This is a genomic window from Flavobacterium sp. (assembly GCF_031422135.1).
Lineage (GTDB): Bacteria > Bacteroidota > Bacteroidia > Flavobacteriales > Flavobacteriaceae > Flavobacterium.
Map to the genome: position 1 here is coordinate 1 of NZ_JANOQD010000033.1, position 23,355 is coordinate 23,355.

At 30.6% G+C, this 23,355-nt stretch carries 23 protein-coding genes; 11 read left to right on the forward strand and 12 right to left on the reverse strand.

Annotation, left to right across the window (positions count from 1 at the left end; genetic code table 11):
* Nucleotides 1–500: 500 nt before the first annotated feature.
* The 3 genes from RMO70_RS05315 to rlmD are packed head-to-tail and all read right to left on the reverse strand — an operon-like array spanning nt 501 to nt 3,176.
* A complete protein-coding gene (locus tag RMO70_RS05315) occupies nt 501–1,244 on the reverse strand; it encodes a DUF6048 family protein (RefSeq protein ID WP_310555386.1) in 744 nt (247 codons plus the stop codon).
* A complete protein-coding gene (locus RMO70_RS05320) occupies nt 1,216–1,719 on the reverse strand; it encodes a DUF6452 family protein (protein ID WP_310555387.1) in 504 nt (167 codons plus the stop codon). The genes RMO70_RS05315 and RMO70_RS05320 overlap by 29 nt, the downstream gene beginning before the upstream one ends.
* A 41-nt stretch (nt 1,720–1,760) precedes the next feature.
* Nucleotides 1,761–3,176 carry a 23S rRNA (uracil(1939)-C(5))-methyltransferase RlmD gene (gene rlmD, locus RMO70_RS05325; RefSeq protein ID WP_310555388.1) on the reverse strand — a complete coding sequence of 472 codons (1,416 nt, stop codon included), beginning with the start codon at nt 3,174–3,176 and terminating at the stop codon, nt 1,761–1,763.
* Nucleotides 3,177–3,192: 16 nt separating this feature from the next.
* On the opposite strand from rlmD, the gene RMO70_RS05330 reads away from it, so the two are divergent.
* The 6 genes from RMO70_RS05330 to rocD all read left to right on the forward strand — a co-directional run bounded on the left by RMO70_RS05330 (nt 3,193) and on the right by rocD (nt 9,024).
* Nucleotides 3,193–3,345 (forward strand): hypothetical protein, encoded by a 153-nt coding sequence (locus RMO70_RS05330; protein ID WP_310555389.1) that lies wholly within the window; start codon nt 3,193–3,195, stop codon nt 3,343–3,345.
* Between the two features lie 376 nt (nt 3,346–3,721).
* Nucleotides 3,722–4,009, forward strand: a complete 288-nt coding sequence (locus tag RMO70_RS05335; RefSeq protein WP_310555390.1) for a GIY-YIG nuclease family protein — start codon at nt 3,722–3,724, stop codon at nt 4,007–4,009.
* Between the two features lie 260 nt (nt 4,010–4,269).
* Nucleotides 4,270–6,096 (forward strand): AAA family ATPase, encoded by a 1,827-nt coding sequence (locus RMO70_RS05340; protein ID WP_310555391.1) that lies wholly within the window; start codon nt 4,270–4,272, stop codon nt 6,094–6,096.
* Nucleotides 6,089–7,051, forward strand: a complete 963-nt coding sequence (locus RMO70_RS05345; protein WP_310555392.1) for a hypothetical protein — start codon at nt 6,089–6,091, stop codon at nt 7,049–7,051. The genes RMO70_RS05340 and RMO70_RS05345 overlap by 8 nt, the downstream gene beginning before the upstream one ends.
* The gene (locus RMO70_RS05350) at nt 7,048–7,590 is read left to right on the forward strand and encodes a DUF1697 domain-containing protein (protein ID WP_310555393.1); all 543 of its coding nucleotides are present in this window, start codon (nt 7,048–7,050) and stop codon (nt 7,588–7,590) included. The genes RMO70_RS05345 and RMO70_RS05350 overlap by 4 nt, the downstream gene beginning before the upstream one ends.
* A 153-nt stretch (nt 7,591–7,743) precedes the next feature.
* Nucleotides 7,744–9,024 (forward strand): ornithine--oxo-acid transaminase, encoded by a 1,281-nt coding sequence (gene rocD, locus RMO70_RS05355; protein WP_310555472.1) that lies wholly within the window; start codon nt 7,744–7,746, stop codon nt 9,022–9,024.
* Nucleotides 9,025–9,105: 81 nt separating this feature from the next.
* Here the strand turns inward: rocD and RMO70_RS05360 are convergent, their stop codons facing one another.
* Both RMO70_RS05360 and RMO70_RS05365 read right to left on the reverse strand, forming a co-directional pair.
* Nucleotides 9,106–9,432: a CCC motif membrane protein gene (locus RMO70_RS05360; RefSeq protein ID WP_310555394.1), complete on the reverse strand. Its 327-nt coding sequence runs from the start codon at nt 9,430–9,432 to the stop codon at nt 9,106–9,108.
* 12 nt (nt 9,433–9,444) lie between these two features.
* The gene (locus RMO70_RS05365; RefSeq protein ID WP_310555395.1) at nt 9,445–9,729 is read right to left on the reverse strand and encodes a DUF2752 domain-containing protein; all 285 of its coding nucleotides are present in this window, start codon (nt 9,727–9,729) and stop codon (nt 9,445–9,447) included.
* A 92-nt stretch (nt 9,730–9,821) separates the two neighbouring features.
* Here RMO70_RS05365 and RMO70_RS05370 point away from each other — a divergent pair, with 92 nt between their 5' ends.
* Both RMO70_RS05370 and RMO70_RS05375 read left to right on the forward strand, forming a co-directional pair.
* Nucleotides 9,822–10,010, forward strand: a complete 189-nt coding sequence (locus tag RMO70_RS05370) for a hypothetical protein (protein ID WP_310555396.1) — start codon at nt 9,822–9,824, stop codon at nt 10,008–10,010.
* Nucleotides 10,010–10,567 carry a Smr/MutS family protein gene (locus tag RMO70_RS05375; RefSeq protein WP_310555397.1) on the forward strand — a complete coding sequence of 186 codons (558 nt, stop codon included), beginning with the start codon at nt 10,010–10,012 and terminating at the stop codon, nt 10,565–10,567. Before RMO70_RS05370 ends, RMO70_RS05375 begins: the two co-directional genes overlap by 1 nt.
* Here the strand turns inward: RMO70_RS05375 and RMO70_RS05380 are convergent.
* Complete coding sequence (locus RMO70_RS05380; RefSeq protein ID WP_310555398.1) at nt 10,564–11,520, reverse strand: hypothetical protein; 957 nt, start codon at nt 11,518–11,520, stop codon at nt 10,564–10,566. The genes RMO70_RS05375 and RMO70_RS05380 overlap by 4 nt on opposite strands.
* A 124-nt stretch (nt 11,521–11,644) precedes the next feature.
* On the opposite strand from RMO70_RS05380, the gene RMO70_RS05385 reads away from it, so the two are divergent.
* Nucleotides 11,645–13,405, forward strand: coding sequence for an MFS transporter (locus RMO70_RS05385; RefSeq protein WP_310555399.1), 1,761 nt, complete (start codon nt 11,645–11,647; stop codon nt 13,403–13,405).
* Nucleotides 13,406–13,479: 74 nt separating this feature from the next.
* Nucleotides 13,480–14,370, forward strand: a complete 891-nt coding sequence (locus tag RMO70_RS05390; protein WP_310555400.1) for an EamA family transporter — start codon at nt 13,480–13,482, stop codon at nt 14,368–14,370.
* Here RMO70_RS05390 and RMO70_RS05395 read toward each other — a convergent pair.
* The 4 genes from RMO70_RS05395 to RMO70_RS05410 all read right to left on the reverse strand — a co-directional run bounded on the left by RMO70_RS05395 (nt 14,367) and on the right by RMO70_RS05410 (nt 20,524).
* On the reverse strand, nt 14,367–15,083 hold the full coding sequence (locus tag RMO70_RS05395) for a hypothetical protein (RefSeq protein WP_310555401.1): 717 nt from the start codon (nt 15,081–15,083) through the stop codon (nt 14,367–14,369). The genes RMO70_RS05390 and RMO70_RS05395 overlap by 4 nt on opposite strands.
* An 85-nt stretch (nt 15,084–15,168) precedes the next feature.
* On the reverse strand, nt 15,169–17,589 hold the full coding sequence (gene pheT / locus RMO70_RS05400; protein WP_310555402.1) for a phenylalanine--tRNA ligase subunit beta: 2,421 nt from the start codon (nt 17,587–17,589) through the stop codon (nt 15,169–15,171).
* A gap of 77 nt (nt 17,590–17,666) precedes the next feature.
* Nucleotides 17,667–18,530 carry a bestrophin family ion channel gene (locus RMO70_RS05405; protein WP_310555403.1) on the reverse strand — a complete coding sequence of 288 codons (864 nt, stop codon included), beginning with the start codon at nt 18,528–18,530 and terminating at the stop codon, nt 17,667–17,669.
* Nucleotides 18,531–18,535: 5 nt separating this feature from the next.
* Entirely contained in the window at nt 18,536–20,524 is a 1,989-nt protein-coding gene (locus RMO70_RS05410; RefSeq protein WP_310555404.1) for a KUP/HAK/KT family potassium transporter, read from the reverse strand.
* A gap of 118 nt (nt 20,525–20,642) precedes the next feature.
* Here RMO70_RS05410 and RMO70_RS05415 point away from each other — a divergent pair, with 118 nt between their 5' ends.
* The gene (locus RMO70_RS05415; protein ID WP_310555405.1) at nt 20,643–21,698 is read left to right on the forward strand and encodes an oxidoreductase; all 1,056 of its coding nucleotides are present in this window, start codon (nt 20,643–20,645) and stop codon (nt 21,696–21,698) included.
* A 459-nt stretch (nt 21,699–22,157) separates the two neighbouring features.
* On the opposite strand, the gene RMO70_RS05420 is transcribed toward RMO70_RS05415, so the two are convergent.
* Nucleotides 22,158–22,571 carry a DUF4345 domain-containing protein gene (locus tag RMO70_RS05420; protein WP_310555406.1) on the reverse strand — a complete coding sequence of 138 codons (414 nt, stop codon included), beginning with the start codon at nt 22,569–22,571 and terminating at the stop codon, nt 22,158–22,160.
* A gap of 114 nt (nt 22,572–22,685) precedes the next feature.
* A complete protein-coding gene (locus tag RMO70_RS05425) occupies nt 22,686–23,252 on the reverse strand; it encodes a hypothetical protein (protein WP_310555407.1) in 567 nt (188 codons plus the stop codon).
* Nucleotides 23,253–23,355: the final 103 nt, after the last annotated feature.

The window sequence follows — 23,355 nt, forward strand, 5'->3', positions numbered from 1 at the left end:
TTTTAATCAGATATTTAGTCTTTTTTTTAAATTATAGACATACGGTTTTATTTTCTCTACTAGGAACACGATGGACTTAAAACTGTCTGGACAAAAATCAAAAATTATTGCTTTTTCCTTTTTGAAATCGATTTCTTTTTGGTCTATTCAACTCTTTTTTATATGTGCCTATATGATCTATTTTTTTTTGAAATCCTGAGTTTTCATTAAAAACGGTTCTCCATACACATTACTTCGAGTAGTGAAGCGTATCGAGAAGTTTTGTTCCGTTTCTCTACAAAAAAAAACACTCGAACTGATATGAATACGGTAATTTCACCCAACGGTTTGTAGAGTAGAAGTTTTAAGACGTTTAGTCTATCTAAAACAGCTTAATTTATGACAAGAAAGTACTTTGAAAAGATTTTAAACTGTAAGTGTTTGTATTTTTCAACCAATGTTGTTGTTATGCAAATTTGAATTTCGCTATTTTTTATCAGACAACAATGGAGTAAAAACAATTATTTCTTAATTGTGGAGGTTATAATTGATTGTTTTTTTGCTCCATTAGATTTATAAAACGGTATAAAATAACTAACCGTATAATTAAAACCTACACCAAATTTACCATCATAAGTTCTATTAAAGCCAGGAATGTATAAATTATCAAAATTATCGGGTTGCTTGTCTGAGACTAAATAATTGATTCGGAAACTAAAGCCCATATATAAATTATTAAAAATTTCTGCTTTCATTCCCGCTACAATTTCGATCCATTGTGCGGAGAGTCCCTCGTATTTCTTGTTTGCGGTAACAAATTGAGAAATGGGAAAATAATTGGAAGTATCGTAAATCTTGTAGCTATTTAGATTTTGACTAAACGTACTCACACCATAACGCATACCTATATGAATCATATTTTCCATATCCAGCCAGTTTTGATAGGAATTACTATCGAAACCTACTTTGAAATACGTTCCTTTAGTATTGAAATTTAGAATATTATCAACAGTAGTTTTATTCTCATTACCAATTTCTCCTGCAATGTATAATCTTTTGGTTAATCGATAATCCGCAACAAGTTCTAAACCTTTGTAGTCGGAGTCAAACGCAGTTCTAACTAATTTTGAAATATCGGCACCAATCCGCAAACCATAACGTTCCGTTTTAGGAGTTAGTGTATCCGTTTTTTTATCTTGAGCAAGAACTGAGTGTGATGCTAATAGAATAAGTATACTAGAAAAATAGTTTAGCGTGAACTTCATTTTCATTTAAAATATTATATTGTTGAATATCAATTCCTTTAATCCAGTTGTTTGAATCAGTTGTCAAAACAATTCCGTTTGGATTTGTGAGTTCAAAAACAGTTTTAAACCCACAAGCTCTAGAAATAAACAAATCTTTTCTGGTGTAATTTAGAGTTATAAAATCATCATTAATCAACGAAGGAATAGGATTACCATCGTTAATTATAAATTTATATTTGGTATTATCTGCAAACGTTTTTAATGGAATTTCAATTTTGCTAACCCCGTTAAACCTTAAACTATCGGTACTGTTTTCCGCAACAATGGTAAGATCGGTTACTGTTTTTTTTGAATTAGGATTAAAATTATCATAAAATTCTACTATCATTTTCGGGGTAGTAGGAGTTCCAGCCTCACAAATATCATCTTTCTCACAACTCCATATAAAGGTTGCAATTAAAATAAGAATAAAAAATATTTTCCACTTTTTCATAAAAATCTGAAATCAAAAATCGTTAATCAGCAATCTTAAATCTATTTTCTTTTCTCCAAAAGTACAACATTTTCTACGTGATGCGTTTGCGGAAACATATCCACAGGGCGAATTCGAGTTACTTTATACATTTCGTCCATCAAGGCCAAATCACGAGCTTGTGTTGCTGAATTACAACTTACATACACCACTTTTTCTGCCCCAATTGTTAATATTTGTTTCACAACATCAGCGTGCATTCCATCACGTGGCGGATCAGTAATAATCACATCAGGATGACCGTGTTGTGCGATAAAAGCATCATTGAAAACATTTTTCATATCACCTACATAAAACTCACAATTGGTAATATTGTTGCGTTTTGCATTTTCCTTGGCATCAGCAATTGCTTCAGGAACAGCTTCAACACCAATCACTTTTCGAGCTTGTTTCGATACAAATTGCGCAATAGTTCCCGTTCCGGTATACAAATCATACACCAATTCATTTCCTGTTAAACCTGCAAAATCTCTTGTAATTTTGTATAATTCGTAGGCTTGTTCCGAATTGGTTTGGTAAAACGATTTCGCATTAATGCTAAACTGCAAACCTTCCATTTCCTCCAAAATATAATCACGACCTTTAAACAAAACTACATTTTGATCGTAAATAGTATCGTTAGGTTTTCCGTTAATCACATATTGCAATGACGTAATTTCAGGAAAAGTTTCTGCCAAATGATTCATAAGCAATTCTCGTTGCACTTTATTTTCTTCAAAAAACTGAATCAAAACCATAATCTCGCCAGTCGAAGCCGTACGAATCATCAACGTTCTTAGTAAACCTTCGTGATTTCTAGGGTTGAAGAATTCTAAATTATGTTCAATTGCAAAACGACGAATTTCGTTCCGAATCGCATTCGAAGGATCGCCTTGTAAATGGCATTTGGTAATATCCAAAATCTTATCCCACATTTTCGGAATATGAAAACCTAATGCATTTCTATCGTCAAAATCTACATTGCTTTTTATTTCGGCTTCCGTCATCCAACGGGCATTCGAGAAACCAAATTCCATTTTATTTCTATAAAAAAACTGCTTTTCCGAACCCAAAATTGGTTCAAATTCAGGCATTTCAATTTTTCCAATACGTTTTAAATGATTGTAAACCTCGTTTTGCTTGTAATACAATTGTTGCGAATACTTCATATTCTGCCATTTGCAACCACCACAAACCCCAAAATGTTCACAAACAGGTTCTGTTCTGTGCTCCGAATATTCGTGAAAATTGATGGCTTTCCCTTCATAATATGCCTTACGTTTTTTGAAAGTTTGCACATCCACCACATCGCCAGGTACCACATTCGAAATAAAAATAACCTTCCCATCGGGAGCTTTCGCCACCGAAACGCCTTTTGCACCCGCATCAAGGACTTTAACTGTATCAAAAACGATTTTGTCTGTAACTTTTCTTCCCATAGCGCAAATATAACAATTGAAAAGTATCAATTATCAATTATCAATTGTAAATTATTCATTATTTGTGCCAAATCCAGCCTTCCGCTTCAAATCCTCGTTTCAAAACCCTTTTTTCTACGCCACTGCAAGAGCTTCCTCTGGTCGCTTTGCATTAGCAAGAAAAAAATAGGTTTTGAAACTGCGGGTTTTCCGCTGCAATCTGGGGCAGGGTTTACCGTTTATGATTAAGCATTTAAGTCACGTCACTTCGAGTGATTTTGGCTCGATAATGTGGAATTAAAACTGAATTATGAATAGCTAAAATTGTATCGAGAAGTCTTAAAAATGCTTCTCGATACAATTTTTAAAGTAACAAACATTCAATTACTTCATAGTTAAAGCAAACTTTAAAAACCACTCGAAGTGACGGTTGCGTTTCACTTCGAGTGATTTTGGCTCGATACAGTTGTTTAAAATTAAATTATGAATAGCCAAAATAATATCGAGATGTTTTTAAAATCATTTGTGTTCACAGAATTTTATAAAAAATATAGTATTTTAGCTCAATGAAAGTGTCCTATGTTTATATACTCAAATGCTCCGACGGAACTTATTATACAGGTGTAACCAGTAAATTAGAACAAAGAATATTTCAGCATCAAACAGGCTTTTATCCTGATTGTTACACTTCTACAAGAAGACCTATTGAGTTGGTTTTTTATGGTGAGTTTACCGATATTAACTTAGCAATCGAAAAAGAAAAACAAATTAAAAAATGGTCAAAAGCAAAAAAAGAAGCTTTGATTAATGGGGATTATGATGCATTGCCCAATCTAGCTAAAAAGAAGTTTTAATATTTCGTGACTTCAAGATTATTATACTATTCCCTTTTACGTCACTTCGAGTGATTTTGGCTCGATACAGTTGTTTTAAAATGAAATTATGAATAGCCAAAATTGTATCGAGAAGTCTTAAAAATGCTTCTCGATACAATTTTTAAAGTAACAAACATTCAATAACTTCATAATTGTAGCAAACTTTAAAAACCACTCGAAGTGACGGTTGCGTATAAATTATAATTTAAAAATGATATATTTGAAGAAAGAAGAAATAAATGAGATTAGCAGCAGTATATATTAAAGAACATTTTTTATTTAAAGAGCAAACTATAAATTTTGGAGGTAAAAATATTTATAGTTTTGAACCTAATCCCAAAAATCCTGATAAAATTGAAATAACCAAAACCGTAAACCCAGATTTTATTGATGGTTTTTGGGGTGAAAATATAAGCTTGGTTTCTGCGATTGTAGGAGAAAACGGTGCTGGGAAGAGTAATATTTTGGATATTCTAAAAAATAATTATGAGAAAATTTTAATTTTGATTTATGAAGATTATAAATCCGATAAGATTTTTTACGATAATAAAACTGCAAGATGTACATTTTCATTCTCTTCAAATCATAAAGAAAATATAAAAGAAGATAAAAAAACTAATATTTATGATGAATTAATTTTTACTGACAGTAAAAAAATAATCAATGAGACTAAGGTTCTTTCTATAATTGAGAGTAATAGAGAAGTATCAATGGTTTGCGATAATATATTTTTATACGATCCAACAAAAAATGAAACTGCAATTGATTCAAAGATTGAAACAAAAAGGAAGCAATTTGAAAAAAAGTTAAATTTCTTATCTGACAAAGAGTTAACAGATGTTTTGAATGAAACATTTGAACGGAATATCAATTTTTACAAAAAAATTAGAATTAAACCCAATGATTTTGATACTTATTTAAATAATACTGCAAGAGATCTTTGGAAAAAAGTATTACCTGATAATTCAGAAAATAATTATAAAGAGTCAAGTTTTTTTTATAGATTAGGATTCAGGATTACAAATGATACTTTACATACGATTAAGTTATTAATTTTAGCAAAAATTGTATTGTTCAAGTTTGAAATGCTAATAAATACTAATATTAATGGAGATAAAAATTATTTAGACTTTAATTCAGAATTAGAAAAAATTTTATCAACAGAAATTTTGAATCAATTAAATAATTTTTCTTCTAAAATAAAAGTAGTTTTAGATTACAAACCTGATGATATTGAATATAATCCTGAGAATTTTGAAGAGATTATTAAAAAAGTTTTGACTGAATTTCAAAATTTCTATTCTTTTATTGAAGAAAATCAAAATCTTGAATACGATATTACGAAAGATAAAATTGATAATATTTTAGAAATTTATCAATCTCATAATACTTTCAATAAACTGATAGATGAAAAGTCATCAATGGATTTTTACAAAGAATTTTTAATTTTTGAATCCATTACTCCTATTTCTCAGGGCGAAAAATACCTAATTCAATTATTTTCAAATTTGTACGCTGTTAAAGACAGACATTATCAATTTATTTTTCTAGATGAAGCAGATTTGGGTTTTCATCCTTATTGGAAAAAGAAATTTGTTAATGCTATCGTTCAGGCGATTCCAATTATTTTTGAACATTCTAAAACAAAACCTATCCAAATCATCTTCACAACACACGACCCATTAACATTGTCAGACATTCCAAACAGCAATATTGTTTATTTGAAAAAAGATGGAGACAAAACAAAAGTTTTAAAAGGTACTGAAAGACCACAAAAATCCTTCGGTGCAAATATTACAGATTTATTAGCTGATAGTTTTTTTATTGAAGATGGATTGATTGGTGATTTTGCTAAAAGCAAAATAAATGATGTAATTGATTTTTTAAATAAAAAAGAATCAAAAATAAAAACAAAAGAAGAAGCTAAACAAATTATTGAAATTATTGATGAACCTTTAGTTAAATATAAACTTAAAGAAATGTATCTTAAAAACATTATAGATAATGATTATATAGATGCTGAAATAGAAAGGCTTAATAACTTAAAAACAAAAAGTGATGATTAGTATTGATCCAAAGCAACTATCTTTTGCAAAAAAAGAGCATAAAAAAGGATTAGAAAAGTACATTATTAGAAATGTAGAATTGTCTTTGTCCGCTTCAAATCAAACTAAATTAAAACAATTTATTAGAGAAAATTCGGAAAAAATTTTGATTGGGGATTTACAACAACTTTTGACATTAAATAAAAAACTTGTTAAATTAATTGTAGAAATAGATAAAGATGGAGTTGATATATTACAAAAAGATTTAAAAAAAATATTTATTTATGAAACAATAAGAGGTAGAGAAGAACACTTATATAATTTATATAAATTATCTAAAAATTTAGGAATTGAAGTTTGCCCATATTGCAATCGTAATTATACAACTTCACACCAGTATAAGGTTAATGTAAAAGATATTGAAAAAAATAAATATATTTTTCCTGCTTTTGATCACTTTAAATCACAAACTGATTTTCCTCTTTTTGCTTTGTCTTTTAATAATCTCATTCCAACTTGTTCAATTTGCAATTCTAGTATAAAGAATGCTACTAATATTAATTTAAGACATCCATATAATCAAGATTATATAACAAATTATTATACTTTTAGTTTTACACCTAATGATTATGAAAGTTTAATTGGTAAAAAAGAAAATATTGAAATTGGAATTAATTATAAAGAAGGAATTAATCAGAAAGTAAAGGAAGAAATAGAACGAACATTACAATTTTTCAATACAAAAGATACCTACGAAAAGAATCATAAAGGAGTTATCAAAGAAATTATAAATAAAAAATTAATTTTTACTGAAAAATATATGAATGAATTAGAAGCTTCCTATAAAATATCATTTAATGATTCCTATAAAATACTTTTTGAATCATATTACGAAGAAGACAAACTTCACAAAAGACCTTTTAGTAAATTAAAAAAAGATATTTTTGATGATATTAATATAAAAGCTAACCTATGACAACCCATCTCATTCTCCTGCGAGGCATCAACGTTTCTGGACACAATATGATTAAAATGGAAGTTTTAACAACTACATTACAAAATATAGGTTTCCAAAATGTGCAAACCTATATCCAATCTGGAAATGTTTTTGTAGATACCGACGAAGAAAGTCCATCGAAAGTGGGTTTCCAAATCAAACAAGAAATTTTCAAATCTCTTGGACTTGATGTTCCACTGGTTGTCATCAATAAAAGTGATTTAGAATCCTGTTTCAAAAACAATCCCTATTTGAAAAACACAGACGATATTAAAAAACTATATGTAGCTTTCATATCCAAAGAATTGACAAATAGTGCGTTGGACGAACTCAAAATCAGCCAATTCAAACCTGATGAAGCCGCAATTGATTCCAGTCGAATATATATCAAATACGATGTCGGTGCTGGAAAAACACGTTTAGACCAAAAATATATTGAAAAAAAACTAAATGTTGTTGCTACTATTCGAAATTGGAATACCGTGACGAAGTTATTAGAAATGTATTCCGAGAAGTAAGAAGAGGGAAGTTGGAAGTTTGAAAAGGAATAGCGAAACTTCCAGCTTCCTACTTCTAACTTCCAACAAATTTTCATTACTTTTGTCAAAAATATGGATGATTTCTCTCCAAAAGAAGGAATTGAGATTACTAAAATCAATACCATTATTACCATGTCAGTAGTAGAAAAAATCAGTTCACAAGAAATTATTGCTTTAGAAGACAAATACGGAGCACACAATTACCACCCACTTCCAGTTGTTTTAGCTCGTGGAGAAGGCGTGTATGTTTGGGACGTAGAAGGAAAGAAATATTACGATTTCCTTTCGGCTTATTCCGCTGTAAATCAAGGTCATTGCCATCCTAGAATTGTAGGTGCAATGATTGAGCAAGCACAAACATTGACGTTGACTTCTCGTGCTTTTTACAATGACAAGCTAGGAATTTATGAAGAATATGTAACCAAATATTTTGGTTTTGATAAAGTATTACCAATGAATACTGGTGCTGAAGCAGTTGAAACGGCACTGAAACTTTGTAGAAAATGGGCATACGAGAAAAAAGGAATTACCGAAAATGAAGCACAAATTATTGTTTGCGATGGCAACTTCCACGGAAGAACGACTACCATTATTTCGTTTTCAAACGATGAAAATGCGCGTAAAAACTTTGGACCATACACCGCAGGATTTATTAAAATTGCTTACGACGATTTAACAGCTTTAGAGAATGTATTAAAATCTTCAAAAAATATAGCAGGATTTCTAGTTGAACCTATTCAAGGAGAAGCGGGAGTTTATGTTCCTTCAGAAGATTATTTGGCGAAAGCCAAAGCACTTTGCGAAGCACATAACGTTTTGTTTATTGCTGATGAGGTACAAACAGGAATAGCGAGAACAGGATCATTACTAGCAGTTTGCGGGAATTGTTCTTGTGAAAAAGCGTGCGAAAAACAAGCTACTTACACACAACCTGATATTTTAATTCTAGGAAAAGCCTTGTCTGGTGGAGCCTATCCTGTTTCGGCAGTGTTGGCAAACGATGCTATTATGAATGTGATTAAACCAGGTCAACACGGTTCTACTTTTGGTGGAAACCCTATTGCTGGAGCAGTAGCAATGGCAGCTCTCGATGTGGTTTCTGATGAGAACTTATCTCAAAACGCTCGTCGATTGGGTAAAATTTTCCGTTCAGAAATTGATAAATATGTTCAAACTTCGAATATTGCAACTTTAGTTCGCGGAAAAGGATTGTTGAACGCAATCGTAATTAACGATACTGAAGAAAGTGATACCGCTTGGAATATTTGTATCGCATTGCGTGACAATGGATTATTAGCTAAACCAACACACGGAAACATCATTCGTTTTGCACCACCATTGGTGATGAATGAAGAACAATTGTTAGATTGTGTGTCAATTATTATTAAGACTTTAAAGCAATTTGAGAAATAAAAGATTTGAATAAATTTAAACTAAAAAATCCGTCAGGTAATTAAACTTGACGGATTTTGTTTTTATAAAAAAATTTTTATATTATCTGTTTTGTAATTTGTCAAGCATTTCTCTTTGCATTTCCTCTAGTCCTTCAGCTCCTACAGAAGAAAATAAGTAAATATTCCAAACTAAATAAATAGCACTTAATACAATTCCAATAATTGCAAGTATTTTTCCTGTATTCAAATTGCTATAATCACTATATAATTCAGGATTTTGAGCATAAAGCGCCAAATCTTTTTTGGCTAGAACTAAAGCTACAATTCCTAATATTAGCCCTAAAACGCCATAACAGCAACAAGTTAAAATGGAGAAAATTCCTAAGATAAGGACAGCTGTAGCATTTGGTAATTTTTGTTTTTGCATTGTTTGTTTAATTTAAAGGTTAGAAAATTTATAAAAATAAGAAATAATCATAATGAGTGCATTCAAAATTGCCAAAGTAACTATAATTTTATGATAATTTCTAGATTTATCGATGAAATTAAGTGCTAAAACTACAAAAAAGGCTATTGTAGTGTAGATGGCTGGAAACATATAAAAAGCTTTTAAAAATTCGCCATTAAAGACTAAAAGCAGTGCTCTTTGTGTACCACAACCCAAACAATCCAGACCAAAAACGGATTTGTTCATACACGGGATCATATAATCATCTAATTTCATAAATTTGAATTGCGATAACAATTTTACAAAATTATTGTCAACTATAAAAGAGTTTGCATTTAAAGTTGGTATTTTTGTAGAAATAATAAAAAATGAAAGCCAATAAATATTTCATAGTGCTAATGATTGTTGTTGCTGGATTTTTAATTTGGGATCAAACAAAACTGAAACCAAATATTTGGATTCAAAGTTTGGGTATACTTTTATTTTTTTATGGAATGTCCCAATTGAGTAGCAAGACGCCAAGTAAAAATCAGGAAAATCAAGAAAATCAAGAGTAATGTTTGCAATAGGAGATAAAGTTTCGGTTTTAGATGATGCCATAAATGGAATTGTTTTAAAAATCAATGGTGCACTGGTTACTATTGAAACCGAAGATGGATTTGAATTAAATTTCAATCAAAAAGAGCTGATACGAATTCATTCTAATTCAGATTTTTTGCAAAATATAGCGCAAACTAATTTCTCATCAGTAGCAAAAGAAAAGGAAATTCCAAAACCAAGAAGTTTTGTTAAGGAAAAAAAATCGAGCAAAGATGATTTTGTTTTGGAAATCGATTTACACATCGAAAAACTAGTTCCTAACAAACGAGGAATGAGTAATTACGACATTCTAAACATTCAAACCGAAACCATCAAACGCCAAATGGATTTTGCCCAGCGCAATCGAATCCCGAAAGTTGTTTTTATACACGGAGTAGGCGAGGGCGTTTTAAAATCGGAATTGGATTTTTTATTAGGACGTTATGAAAACATAAGCTTTCAAGATGCCAATTATCAAAAATACGGAGTTGGAGCCACTGAAGTTTATTTTATTCAAAAAAAGAAACTGCTTTAAAGAGTTGTTGTATAGGTTCCGAAAATATAGTCGCCATCTGGATTTGGACTGTATTTAAAATTCCCTTTAACAAAAGTTGTTTTATAAAGCGAGATAGTATGTTCAAATGTTGTAGCATTCAATGCTACGGTTTCAACTTTGATAATCCCACTGGTAGCTGCTACTCCAATCTCTGGAATCCATTCTTCAACTAGAGTGGGTAAAGCAGGCGGAATTGCCAAGCAGAAAAAGTTTGAGTTCAAATCACCACTATAAACCCTGTAAATCACCCTGTTTGTTGTAGTATTTATTAAATCTGTTCTTGGAGATCCAACCGCTGTTACTTCATTTAAAAAAAGTGAGGGGTCAATATCTAATAACAAAACTTTACTATTGCTGTATTTGAATAAAACGGAATTGTTGGAGCATTTTTGAGTAGGTAATGGCTCAAAAGCAAATGCTAAATCAACAACATCCGTTCTGTAGTTGCCATACTCGTATGAGGTATAACTTATTTGTTTTCCATTGGTCACAAAAGTTACGTTTTTGAATGTTATTTTGTGATTATAGGCAATTATCGTTATTCCATTAGTATCTACTACTTTAGTAGTTACAATTTCGATAGATCCACCAACTACTTTCCATTCCTCAAGGACAACAAGTGTTGGCGTTCCACATAGTTCATTAGTGGTTGCAGTGCTACTAAGTTTTTTGTAGGTAACAGAGGTGGCATCAGTAGTCCCAATATTCTTAACTCTAGGGGAATTGACTTCAGTTTCTTCATTTATAAAATTAAATTCAGGCGTACTTAAAATTAGAGCTTCAGCACCATTTATTTTGTATATTACATTTGAAGTACTACACTTTTGCAATGTTGTGATAGCATCAAAATTAAAACTTTCGGTAATTAAATCACCATCATCACAACCAGATAGTGTAAAAAAGCAAAGAAGTGCACCAAAGAAATATTTCATACCATTTATTTTAAACAAAAATAATATTTTTAATTTCTAATGAAAGCTTTCCAAGGCATTTTAAGAAAAATTAAACATTATTGTTATATTTGAGGAAACTAATTGTAAACAAAACTTATTTTTTATGGATTTAGAAGCCAACAAAACCAATTATCCTGCACTGTATACCTTAATTACTGTATTTTTTTTCTGGGGATTTATAGCCGCTGGAAATAGTATTTTTATTCCTTTTTGTAAAAATTATTTCACATTAGACCAATTTCAAAGTCAATTAATAGATTTTGCTTTTTATACGGCTTATTATATTGGTGCTTTACTTTTGTTTGCTTTGGGAGATTTATCAGGGAAAGATATTGTTGGAAAATGGGGTTACAAAAAAAGTATTGTTTATGGACTTTTGTTTTCGGCATTAGGAGCAGGTGCAATGATTGTAGCTGTTGAAGCAAATGTATATGCAGGAATGTTAGTTGGTTTGTTTATAGTTGCGTTAGGATTTTCATTACAACAAACTGCTGCAAACCCATTTGCAATATTACTTGGAGATCCCAAAACTGGAGCGAGTAGAGTAAACTTAGGCGGTGGAATCAATTCTTTTGGAACCACAATTGGTCCTATTGTTGTTGCATTAGCCTTATTTGGAACAGCAGCTTCTGTATCTGATGAACAAATAAAATTACTGGAACTTAGCAAAGTTATTATTTTATATATTGGAGTAGGATTGTTGTTTATTGCTGCTGCAGCTTTATTCTACTTTTCTAAAAAAGTACCAAGCGGAATTGCAATTGAACCAATGGAAAAAGCCAATAAAGCTTTGAGAACTTTGGTTGTTATGACAGTTTTGTTAGGAGTTATGTTTACGCCAATTTTTCAAAGTTATAAAAGCGAAGAAGCTTTAAAAATTGAAAGTTTAAATACGGAAGTAATAGCTATTAAACAAGTAATGGAAATAACAGGTAGTAAAAATGACAAAAACCCTATCATTGATACAAAAGAAATAGAAATAAAGGCATTAAAAGAGCCTTTGGAACAAAAAAGAATGTTATGGCTTTCAGGAGCATTATTAGTAGTTTTAGGCGGAATTTTGTATTCATTTTTATCGGCTAAGAAAAATGCAAATGGTTGGGGTGCAATGCAATATCCACAGTTGGTTTTAGGAATGTTAGCCATATTTACATATGTTGGAGTTGAAGTAGCTATTGGTAGTAACCTTGGAGAATTATTAAAGTTACCAGAATTTGGAAATATGCAATCGTCAGACATTGCACCATATATTTCTATGTATTGGGGAAGTTTGATGATTGGTCGTTGGGCTGGAGCGATTAGTGTTTTTAACTTACAAGGAAGCAAGAAAACAATAGCATTAATTATTATTCCATTGCTTGCCTTTGGAATTATTCTTGGGGTAAACATTCTTTCAGGAAAAGATATGAAACCATTGTATTACTATGTTTTTTGTGTTTTGATTCAAATTGGTGCTTTCTTTTTAAGTAAAGACAAACCAGCAAGAACGCTACTAATTTTTGGAAGTTTTGGAATCATCGCAATGTTAATTGGGTTATTCACAACTGGAACCATTGCAATTTATTCTTTCTTGGCAGGTGGATTGGCTTGCAGTATTATGTGGCCAGCCATTTTCAGTTTGTCAATTATAGGATTAGGAAAATATACTTCGCAAGGTTCTGCATTCTTGATTATGATGATTTTAGGTGGCGGAATTATTCCTCCAATTCAAGGGAAACTTTCCGATATTATTGGAATTCATCAATCGTATATTGTTGCAGTAGTTTGTTTTGGTTATTTGGCGCTTTTTGCTGTTTTGGTTAAAGGAATTTTGAAAAAACAAAATATAGATGTCGACAATATTGAAGTTGAAGGCGCACATTAAACAAAAAAACAAATTCTAAAAAATAAAAATTCAGGACAAAGTTATTGATTACTTTTGTGCTGAATTTTTTTTATATGCAAATCAATAAATATTATGCTTCGGCATTGTCATCGTTTATCATTTGGGGCTTCTTTAGTTTGGCTTTAAAACCGTTGCACGACTATCCATCGTTGGATATTTTGTTTTACAGGGTTTTTTATGCAACTGGATTATTACTATTAATTAACCTAACGTTTAGGAAAAAAATAGTTCAAAATGATCTTCAAGTTTTTAAAAATTTAGAAAAAAAAGAAAAATATAAGTTTCTTTCCTTAACCATTCTTGGTGGTTTTTTGCTTACACTCAACTGGTTTCTGTTTATGTATGCTGTGAATCACGTGAGTTTGAAATCGGCATCGTTTGCATACCTAATTTGTCCAATTATAACTACAATTTTTGCATTTTTTATTTTGAAAGAAAAACTAAGTGCTTGGCAATGGTTTTCAGTAGGATTATGCATTGTTAGTTGTACTATTTTATCCTACGGCGACTTAACTGGGTTGGTTTATAGCTTGATTATTGCTGTATCGTTTGCTTTGTACTTGATAAGCCAACGCAAAAACAATCGTTTTGATAAATTTGTGGTGTTGACAGTTCAAATGGTTATTGCATCTGTTGTTATTGCACCATTTTTTCCGTTTTATCGTGGAGAAACTCCAACAGCAGCATTGTTTTATATTTTGATGATTGTTATTGTGATTTTGTTTACCATTATTCCTCTGTTCTTGAACTTGTTTGCTCTGAAAGGTATGAATTCTTCGGCAGTTGGTATTTTGATGTACACCAATCCGCTTATAAATTTCTTTTTGGCGATTTTTTATTTTAAAGAAGAAATCAACCTAACACAAATTATATCTTACTCTTTAATTCTACTTTCCGTTATTATTTTTAATGAAAAATTTATTTTTAGAAAAAAAGCTAATTAGTTATAGAAAGTGCTATTCCATATTTCGGAACTGAAGTTTTTTCCTTTCCAGAAGCTGTAATACAAGAAAATGGCACAATAGGATTTGAACACAAAAAGAAACGATATAAATTTTACAACATTAATATTATCAGGACCAAATTTTGAAACTGGTAAAATTAAAGTGGTCAAAATACTCAAAACAATAAGTGCAACCATCGAGTTACTTAAACTTTTGAAAGGCAACATCAATAATTTTCGAAACGGGTTTATGTCATTTCCCCATTTGTGAATCAAATAATAATAGTCATTTCCAATTGGAGCAAATAGGAGTGGATCGTCATAATTTTTGAGTTTAAATAATTTGGCAGGAGCCATAATTCTGAAACCTTCCAATTTGGTTTGATGTGATTTTTCTAAATTTTTAATTTTTGAAATGGCTTCTTCAGGAATATCATTTTTAAACAAATGACTGTCCAAAAATCGCAAACGATAATCCACACAAATTGATTTTATAGAATCAATATGAAAAATTTTATCTCTCTCAAGTAAATCAAAATCAAAATCGTTTGAAATAGTATTAAATTTTCCTATCACTCTCGATTTAATTTCTACTCTAGTAGCTTCGTCTTGATTTAAAATAGTTTTAACTTGTTCCAGAACATCAATTTGATTCGATGTTTTACTTTGAAGTTGTGCTAACTTTGTTTCGATGTTTATTTTCTCAAACCACATAATACATTTATTTTGATTATAAATTTAATCAATAAATGAATGCATTGTGTCGCAATATGTAAGTTTAACTATTGTTGAAGTTGTTTTATCTTAAAGTAGCTCCTAACTCATTTTGAAAGTTTTGTGTCAATTTACTCATCACTTTTTCAATTTGAGAATCAGTCAACGTTTTTGAATTGTCTTGGAGAATAAAACTCAAGGCATACGATTTTTTTCCTTTTGGAAGATTCGTACCTTGGTAAACATCAAACAAATCAACTTCTTTTAGCATTGTTTTTTCGGTCTTTTTTGCCAATTCAAACAACTGTGAAAATTCCACAGCATCATCTATTAGTAAAGCTAGATCACGACGAACTTCTGGATATTTAGGAATTTCAGTATACTTTATATTATTTGATATTTGTTTTAAAATTGCATTCCAATTAAAATCAGCAAAGAAAACCTCCTGTTTGATGTCAAAATATTTCAAAATCGATTTTTTAACGGTTCCAAATTCTACAAGTGTTGAATTTCCCATTTCGTAAACCATTCCTTCGGCAAAAACATCCGTATTAAGTGGTGAAGTTATAATTTTTGAAAGCCCTAATCGATTTAAAATTCCTAAAACATATCCTTTGAACAAGAAAAAATCAGAAGGTTTTTGTGCTGTTGTCCAGCTTTCAGCCATTCTATCTCCTGTCATAAAAAGAGTTAAATGATTGTTTTCTTGATTTCCAGATAATAATTTATGGTATGTTTTTCCAAATTCAAACAAACGTAAATTGTTATTTTTTCTATTAATATTAAATGAAACGGCTTCCAATCCAGAAAACAAAAGTGATTGTCTCATTGTTGATAAATCGTTACTCAAAGGGTTTAGAATGATTATATTATTATTTTCATTCAAACTTTCACTCAACGCTACATAATTTGGAGTAGTGAGTGAATTTGCCATCATTTCATTAAACCCATTTCCAGTAAGTAAATCAGCAACAATATTCTGAATTTTATAATCTTCAGTTCTAGAAGAGTTTGAAATGGAAGCATTCAATTTTTGAGTAAATTCGATATTATTGTAACCGTAAATTCTCAAAATTTCTTCAATAACATCAATCTCACGGGTTACATCTACACGATACGAAGGAATTATTAAACCTAGGCCTACTTTAGAAATACTATTTACTTTGATGTCTAAAGAAACTAAAATATTTTTAATAACTTCACTAGAAATTTCTTGACCAATAACCTTGGTTACATTTTGAAGATTTAGGAATACTTGGAAATCTTCTACTTTTTTTGGATAAATATCCACCACATCGGAAGTTATATTTCCTCCTGAAACTTCGCATATCAAAATGGCAGCTCGCTTTAAGGCATATTCTGTAATAGTTGGATCAATTCCTCTTTCAAATCGAAAGGAAGCATCAGAATTTATAGTATGTCTTTTAGCTGTTTTCCTAACAGAAACAGCATTAAAATAAGCACTTTCAAGAAAAATGGAGTTGGTGTTTTCTGAAACTCCAGAATTTTTTCCACCCATAACACCTGCAATACAAAGAGGACCATTATCATCGAAAATCATAATATCTTCTTCGCTTAGGGTTCGCTCTACATCGTCTAACGTTTTAAATCTTGTTCCTTCGATTGCATTTTTAACAGTGATTTTTCCGTGAATTTTTGCTGCATCAAAGGCGTGAAGAGGTTGTCCTAATTCGTGTAAGACATAATTGGTAACGTCGACTACGTTATTTTTTGGCGAAAGCCCAATCGCTTTTAATCTATTTTGAAGCCATTCTGGTGATGGTGCAATTTTTATATCAGAAATTGTTACACCACAATATCTTGGAACTACTTTGGAATCTTCCACAGCAACATCGATTTTCAGTGTCCGTTTTTCAATATTGAAATTAGAAACTGATGGAGTTATCAACTCTACATTTGTTCCGTTTTGTAACATCCCTGCTTTTAAATCGCGTGCTGTTCCCCAATGACTCATTGCATCGGCACGATTTGGTGTTAATCCTATTTCGAAAACTTCGTCATTTTCAATATCAAAAACTTCCGAGGCGAGTGTTCCAGGGACAAGTTCTTGATCCAAAATCATAATTCCATCGTGGCTATCGCCAAGACCTAATTCATCTTCAGCACAAATCATTCCGTAGCTGTCTTCGCCACGAATCTTTCCTTTTTTAATTTCAAATGGTTTCCCTTCTTTGTCGTATAAAATAGTACCAATGGTTGCTACGGCTACTTTTTGTCCTTCGGCAACATTGCTAGCACCACAAACGATTTGTAATGGAGCTTCTGCACCTATATTTACAGTTGTAACTTTTAGTTTATCAGCGTTTGAATGTTGCACACAAGTAAGTACGTGACCAACTACAATTCCTTGTAAACCACCTTTAACAGATTGGTATGCATCGACTCCTTCGACTTCAAGACCTAAATCGGTAAGCATTGAAGCTGTTTTTTCAGAATCCCAATCGGTTTTGATAAATTGTTTGAGCCAGTTATATGAAATTTTCATTTGAATAAATAATAAGGGTGCAAAGATAACAATTGCGGTTGCAGAATGAAATTTTTAAAGCTTTTTTTATGTATAAATTATAGAATTTCGTCTATATTTTTCTTTATGTTTTCTGCAATTTTTGCTGTTGGCAAATCGTTTTCATCATCGCCAAAAGGTTCTTCAATTTCTTCGGCTATAAGTTCCAAACTTGCCAATACATAAAATATGAAAACAACGACAGGAATTGCGAAATAACCAAGACTAAAAACGTATCCTAAAGGCAAAGTCATTATATAAAAAAAGATGAATTTTTTCAAAAAAACACTATATGAATAGGGAATAGGCGTATTTTTTATTCGTTCACAAGCACCGCAAATATCTGTAAAGGAGGAAAGTTCTGGATTTAGAAAAATCAATTGCTCTCCTGAAATTTTATTGGATAAGTGAAGTTCGTTTATTTTTTTTAAAAGTAATTTGACCACCTGATTGGGTTTGTGTTTTTTACTTTCTATAGCAATATTGAATTCTTCAAATAATTCTTGACTTACATTTTGATTTTTTAAATGTAAATCCATCGCATAAGCATAATAAGGTATAATTTTTCTGAAGAAAATTTTATCTTCTTTTTCAACCAAAATAGATGAAAGTTTTAATGCTAAATTCCGACTATTGTTGACTAAAGCTCCCCAAAGCTTTCTCCCTTCCCACCAGCGATCGTAGGCAGTATTTGTTCTAAAAACTAAAAGAAGCGAAATTACAAAACCAAGCATACTATGCATTATAGTAATGTTTTTGATGTGACTTGTTTCTGTTAGTTTAAAAACTTCGATTTCTAAAAAACCTATAATTCCAGTATAAATTGAAATTCCAATAATCAATGGTAATAGCTTTCTAAAAGTGTCGGCTTTATGAAATCTAAATATAAAAGTGAACCATTCTTTAGGATTGTAAGAAATCATAAGATTTAGTGTACTCTGGTTAATTGAATTTTTTCTGGTGGATGCAAAACCATTGGGAATTTCTCAATTTTTACAGAACTACTATCCAATCCAAAGGCTTGTTCTTCTGATAAACTCATTTTTTTGAAAAAGAAATACGAGTTCATAATTAGTTTTTCGTGCCACAATAAATCACTATCATTGGATAAGAATTTTTCAGACAAGACGAATTTGAAATCGCCAAGAATGTTGTTTTTATTCAAGGATTCATATCGACTAGAAATATCAACTTCTCCATTAGAAACCATATCTTTGAGGACTTCTTTAAACATCAAATTAATTTTTGTAGGTTCTCTGAACCCTAAATTGAAATCGACTCTGTACAAATCGTCTTTGATAATTTCGGTAACTTTATATTCGGTTTTGTATGGTTCACTTAAAATATTGACGTGTACAAACCAATAAACATCGGCACGTTTTGGACGTTTTTGCATTATGGAATACATTACTTTTTCTTCGATTTCGTCAACACGATTGGCATTTGTCATGTAAACTAAATGTGTTGCATATTTAGGAATTGATAAATCAAGACTCAATTCAGCAAGCACTTTTTTGTAATCGGCAATTTTGACAATTTTAGTATAATTTTTGCTAATTTTTTTAGCTAAAAACCAAATTGACATTACAGTTATTATGGCTAATGCTATAATTGCTGTTACAAAACCACCCTCTTTAAATTTAGTAATATTAGCAGCTAAAAAACTCAATTCTATCGCACCATACATTGTCATTAATGGTACTATGAAATACCATTTTACTCTTTTCATTATCAAATAAAAATTAAGTAAAATCGTAGTCATAATCATGCAAAGTATAATTGCTAAACCATAAGCATGAGACATTTTACTTGATTCTTTGAAATACAAAACAATACCAACACAGCCAATAAACAATAACCAGTTTATTGATGGGATATACATTTGACCTTTAACTTCGGTTGGATATTTGATTTTTACTTTTGGCCAGAAATTCAATCGCATGGCTTCGTTAATCAATGTAAATGATCCACTTATCAAGGCTTGAGAGGCAATAACTGCCGCTAGTGTTGCCACTCCAATCCCAATTGGTTGGAAAATTTCAGGCATCATTAAATAAAATGGATTCGGATTTGAACTATTAATTTGGGTCAATGTTTGTCCTTCGTGCTGAATTAAGTAGGCGGCTTGTCCAAAATAATTTAACAATAAAGTAATTTTTACAAATACCCAACTGATTCTAATATTTTTTCGTCCGCAATGTCCCATATCAGAATACAATGCTTCTGCACCAGTTGTACATAAAAAAACAAAACCAAGAATAAAGAATCCTTCGGGATTTAGACCTTCTGGAGCAACCAAAATATGGTAAGCATAATATGGATTTATTGCTTGTAATACTTCAGGATGTTGCACAATTTGCATTATTCCTAAAATTGCTAACATTGAAAACCATAATAACATTACAGGTGCGAAAAACTTACCAACTAGCTTAGTGCCAAATTGTTGTATAGAGAATAGTACAAATAAAATCCCAATTACAATTCCTTGAATATCAGAAACTTCAAGTCCTGGATAGAATATTTTTATTCCTTCTACGGCAGATGCAACTGATATTGGTGGGGTGATAATTCCGTCAGCTAAAAGTGCACTACCCCCAATGATTGCAGGAACAATCAACCATTTTATTTTTGTTTTTTTAACCAATGCATACAATGCAAAAATTCCACCTTCGCCGTGATTATCAGCACTTAATGTTAAAATAACGTATTTTATAGTCGTTTGTAACGTTAAAGTCCAAAAAACTAGTGATATTCCTCCAAGAACCAAATCTTTGTTTATGGCAAAGTTTAATCCTATTAATTCCTTCATTACATATAAAGGAGAGGTTCCGATGTCGCCGTATATAATTCCTAAACTAACTAGTAATCCTGCTATTGTCCATTTTGAATGGAGTGTTTGATGTGAAACGTTACTCATATTTAATTCTTAAAAGAAGTCAAAATTAATTTTTTTAATTTGAATAGAATCTATTTTTTTAATATTTATGTTTATTTTTTTTATAAAAAACTGTACTTTAGACTTTTAAAATTTTAAAATGAGAAAATATTTTTTTGTAATTTCGCTATTTTTGCTTCTATTTAGCTGTATATCAGATAAAAAACTAATTAGTAATCCAAATTTCACTAAAATCGCTATGAATCCTTTGTCTAATGAAAAACTTAGTACTAGGGCTATATTAATTGATAAAAACAAAGTTTGGTATGCTGGAAACAATGGTAATTATGGATTTATTTCACTCGATACTTTAGCTGATTTCAAAGGAAATATTGCAAAAGAAAATTTGAAGTTAGAGTTTAGAAGTATAGCCCAAACATCTAAATATATTTTTATATTAAGTATTGGGAATCCTGCTTTGTTGTACCGAATTGCAAAAGATAATTCGGCAATAAAACTAGTATATCAAGAAAATCACGAAAAGGTATTTTATGATAGTATGCAGTTCTTGAATGAAGAAGAAGGATTTGCTGTTGGCGATCCAACGGAAGATTGTCCATCCATTATCAAAACTACAAATGGAGGTGAGAGTTGGACAAAAATTTCTTGTAAAAATTTGCCTAAATTTGCTGAAGGCGAAGCTTTTTTTGCAACGAGTAACACGAATTTAGTGCTAAAAGACGATACAATGTGGTTGGCTTCTGGCGGAAAAAAATCTAAAATATACCGATCAATTGATAAGGGAGAAATCTGGGAAATTTTTGAAACGCCAATTGTTCAAGGTGAAGCAATGACTGGTATTTTTACAGCTGATTTTTATGATGAAAACATTGGTTTTATAACTGGTGGAAATTACGAAAAGCAAGATCAAAATTATTCAAATAAAGCCATTACAAAAGATGGTGGTGTCACTTGGAAATTAATAGACGATAATAAAGCCTTTGGGTATGCATCGTGTGTCCAGTTTTTACCAAATAGTGGTGGAAAATCATTAGTTGTAGTTGCAAATTCTGGTGTTTTTTATTACCGTCAAAAGGATAAGAAATGGAAACAACTTTCGGATGAAAAAGAGTTGTACACCATTCGATTTATTGATGATAAAACTGCAATTGCTGCTGGTAAAAATAAAATTTTTAAAATTGAATTTAAGAAATAAATCATCAATTATTTTTTTGATAAAATAGGCCACAACATTTTCGAAGCTTCGATTGCCGTTGAGAATTTGATTAATCAAACGTATAGATTCAAGATTGAATTTGAAGTACAATACTGACTTTAATCCCAATCTATCGGGAGCCTGAAACTACACCCAAAAGTTCGAACAGATGGGGTAATTGCTCCAAACTTTGTTGGCAGTTCATTGTTTATTTTTCTCAAGTCAATACTTTTATTCCGAAATTAACAAATCACCAAATTTCTATTGTTTTATTTTTAATTTCCAGTAACAATAAACTGTCCCAAAATTCACCGCAACAAGCAACTGATTGTCTAGAATTAAAATATCTTTTATATGGAGACAAATTCTTTTTTTCAGTCCATCAACAGAGGAATAAATAATAATTCTCTTAGTTAGCATTATTTTTTTTCGCTCATTATTTTATCTTCCTACTCTTGGTTAAATTCGATTTCTTTTTATAATGTTTTCGGTTTTTAAGTTTCTAATTCCCCAAATCATAAATATTATTTCCAAAAGAGTTCCAATTGAAAATGGAAGTGATGGAATTCCATCTAACATAATACTAATTATTCTCCCGAGTGCTAATCCACCCATAAAAATTATGACTATAAGTGTTGCGTTTTGCCAATTTTTAGGTTTGAAAATTCCAATTATCCAATAAATTGCTAAACCTAAATACAATCCCATTATTGCTCTAAAAACATTATTCAAATCAACACTTTCGACTTTAAAATCAAAGAAAAATGGTAAAATTTCGTTTGGACTAATTCCATATGATAATCCAACTCCGATTACTGTAAAAGAGGACAATCCTAAATGCAAGTTTTTTACTTTAAAAATATTATTTTTCATTAATTAGTTGTTTGTTTTTTAGTTTCAGTTTTTTGGGCAAAATCAGGTTCAAAGTTTTGAGTCTTCTCAAAGCAAATATATTTTAAAAGAACACTTTTGAGAACTGTTTTTTTATTAACATAAAAGCCACCACAAAGTAAAATAGTTCAGTTTTCCTTTTTTAAAATAAAAAAGAAATGCATCATCAGCTTTATCATTAAGGTAAAATCGGAATCGAACTTCATTTCGTTCTTCTAATATTTCCATTTCTGAATTCGGAAACATTTTTTTAAAATCTTCTAAACTTGTGTTTTTGTTTAATTTTATTCTATGCGAAATTATTTCAAAAGAATTATTTTTCGCAAAAGCCTTGTCAAATAAAACGATATTATTGTTTGTGTTAAATTCAATATCTTTTCCAAAAAGGGTAGTTATTTCTCCATTAAACGTATCAAAAGCACCACTTTCTTCCGTTTTATTTCCATAGGTTTTTATCATCCATTCTTCATCTAACCATTCAAAAGGGCTTCCACATTCCCAAATCATCGTTTTTGTAGAATCAATTTTATTATGAATGGATTCAAAATCACTTTTAGATAAAATCACTTTGTGGTTGTTAATTAATACATTTTCAAAGTCAATATATTTTGAATTGTATGTGCCTAAACTATTGTTATTTTCATTTTTTTTTGGATTGAACATCAATATCTTTATTTAATTTTTCTGGAATTGAATTTTTTTGTGAACTTTCATCATTTTTACACGCGAAAAATATTAAAGTTAATAAACTGAAACAAATAATTTT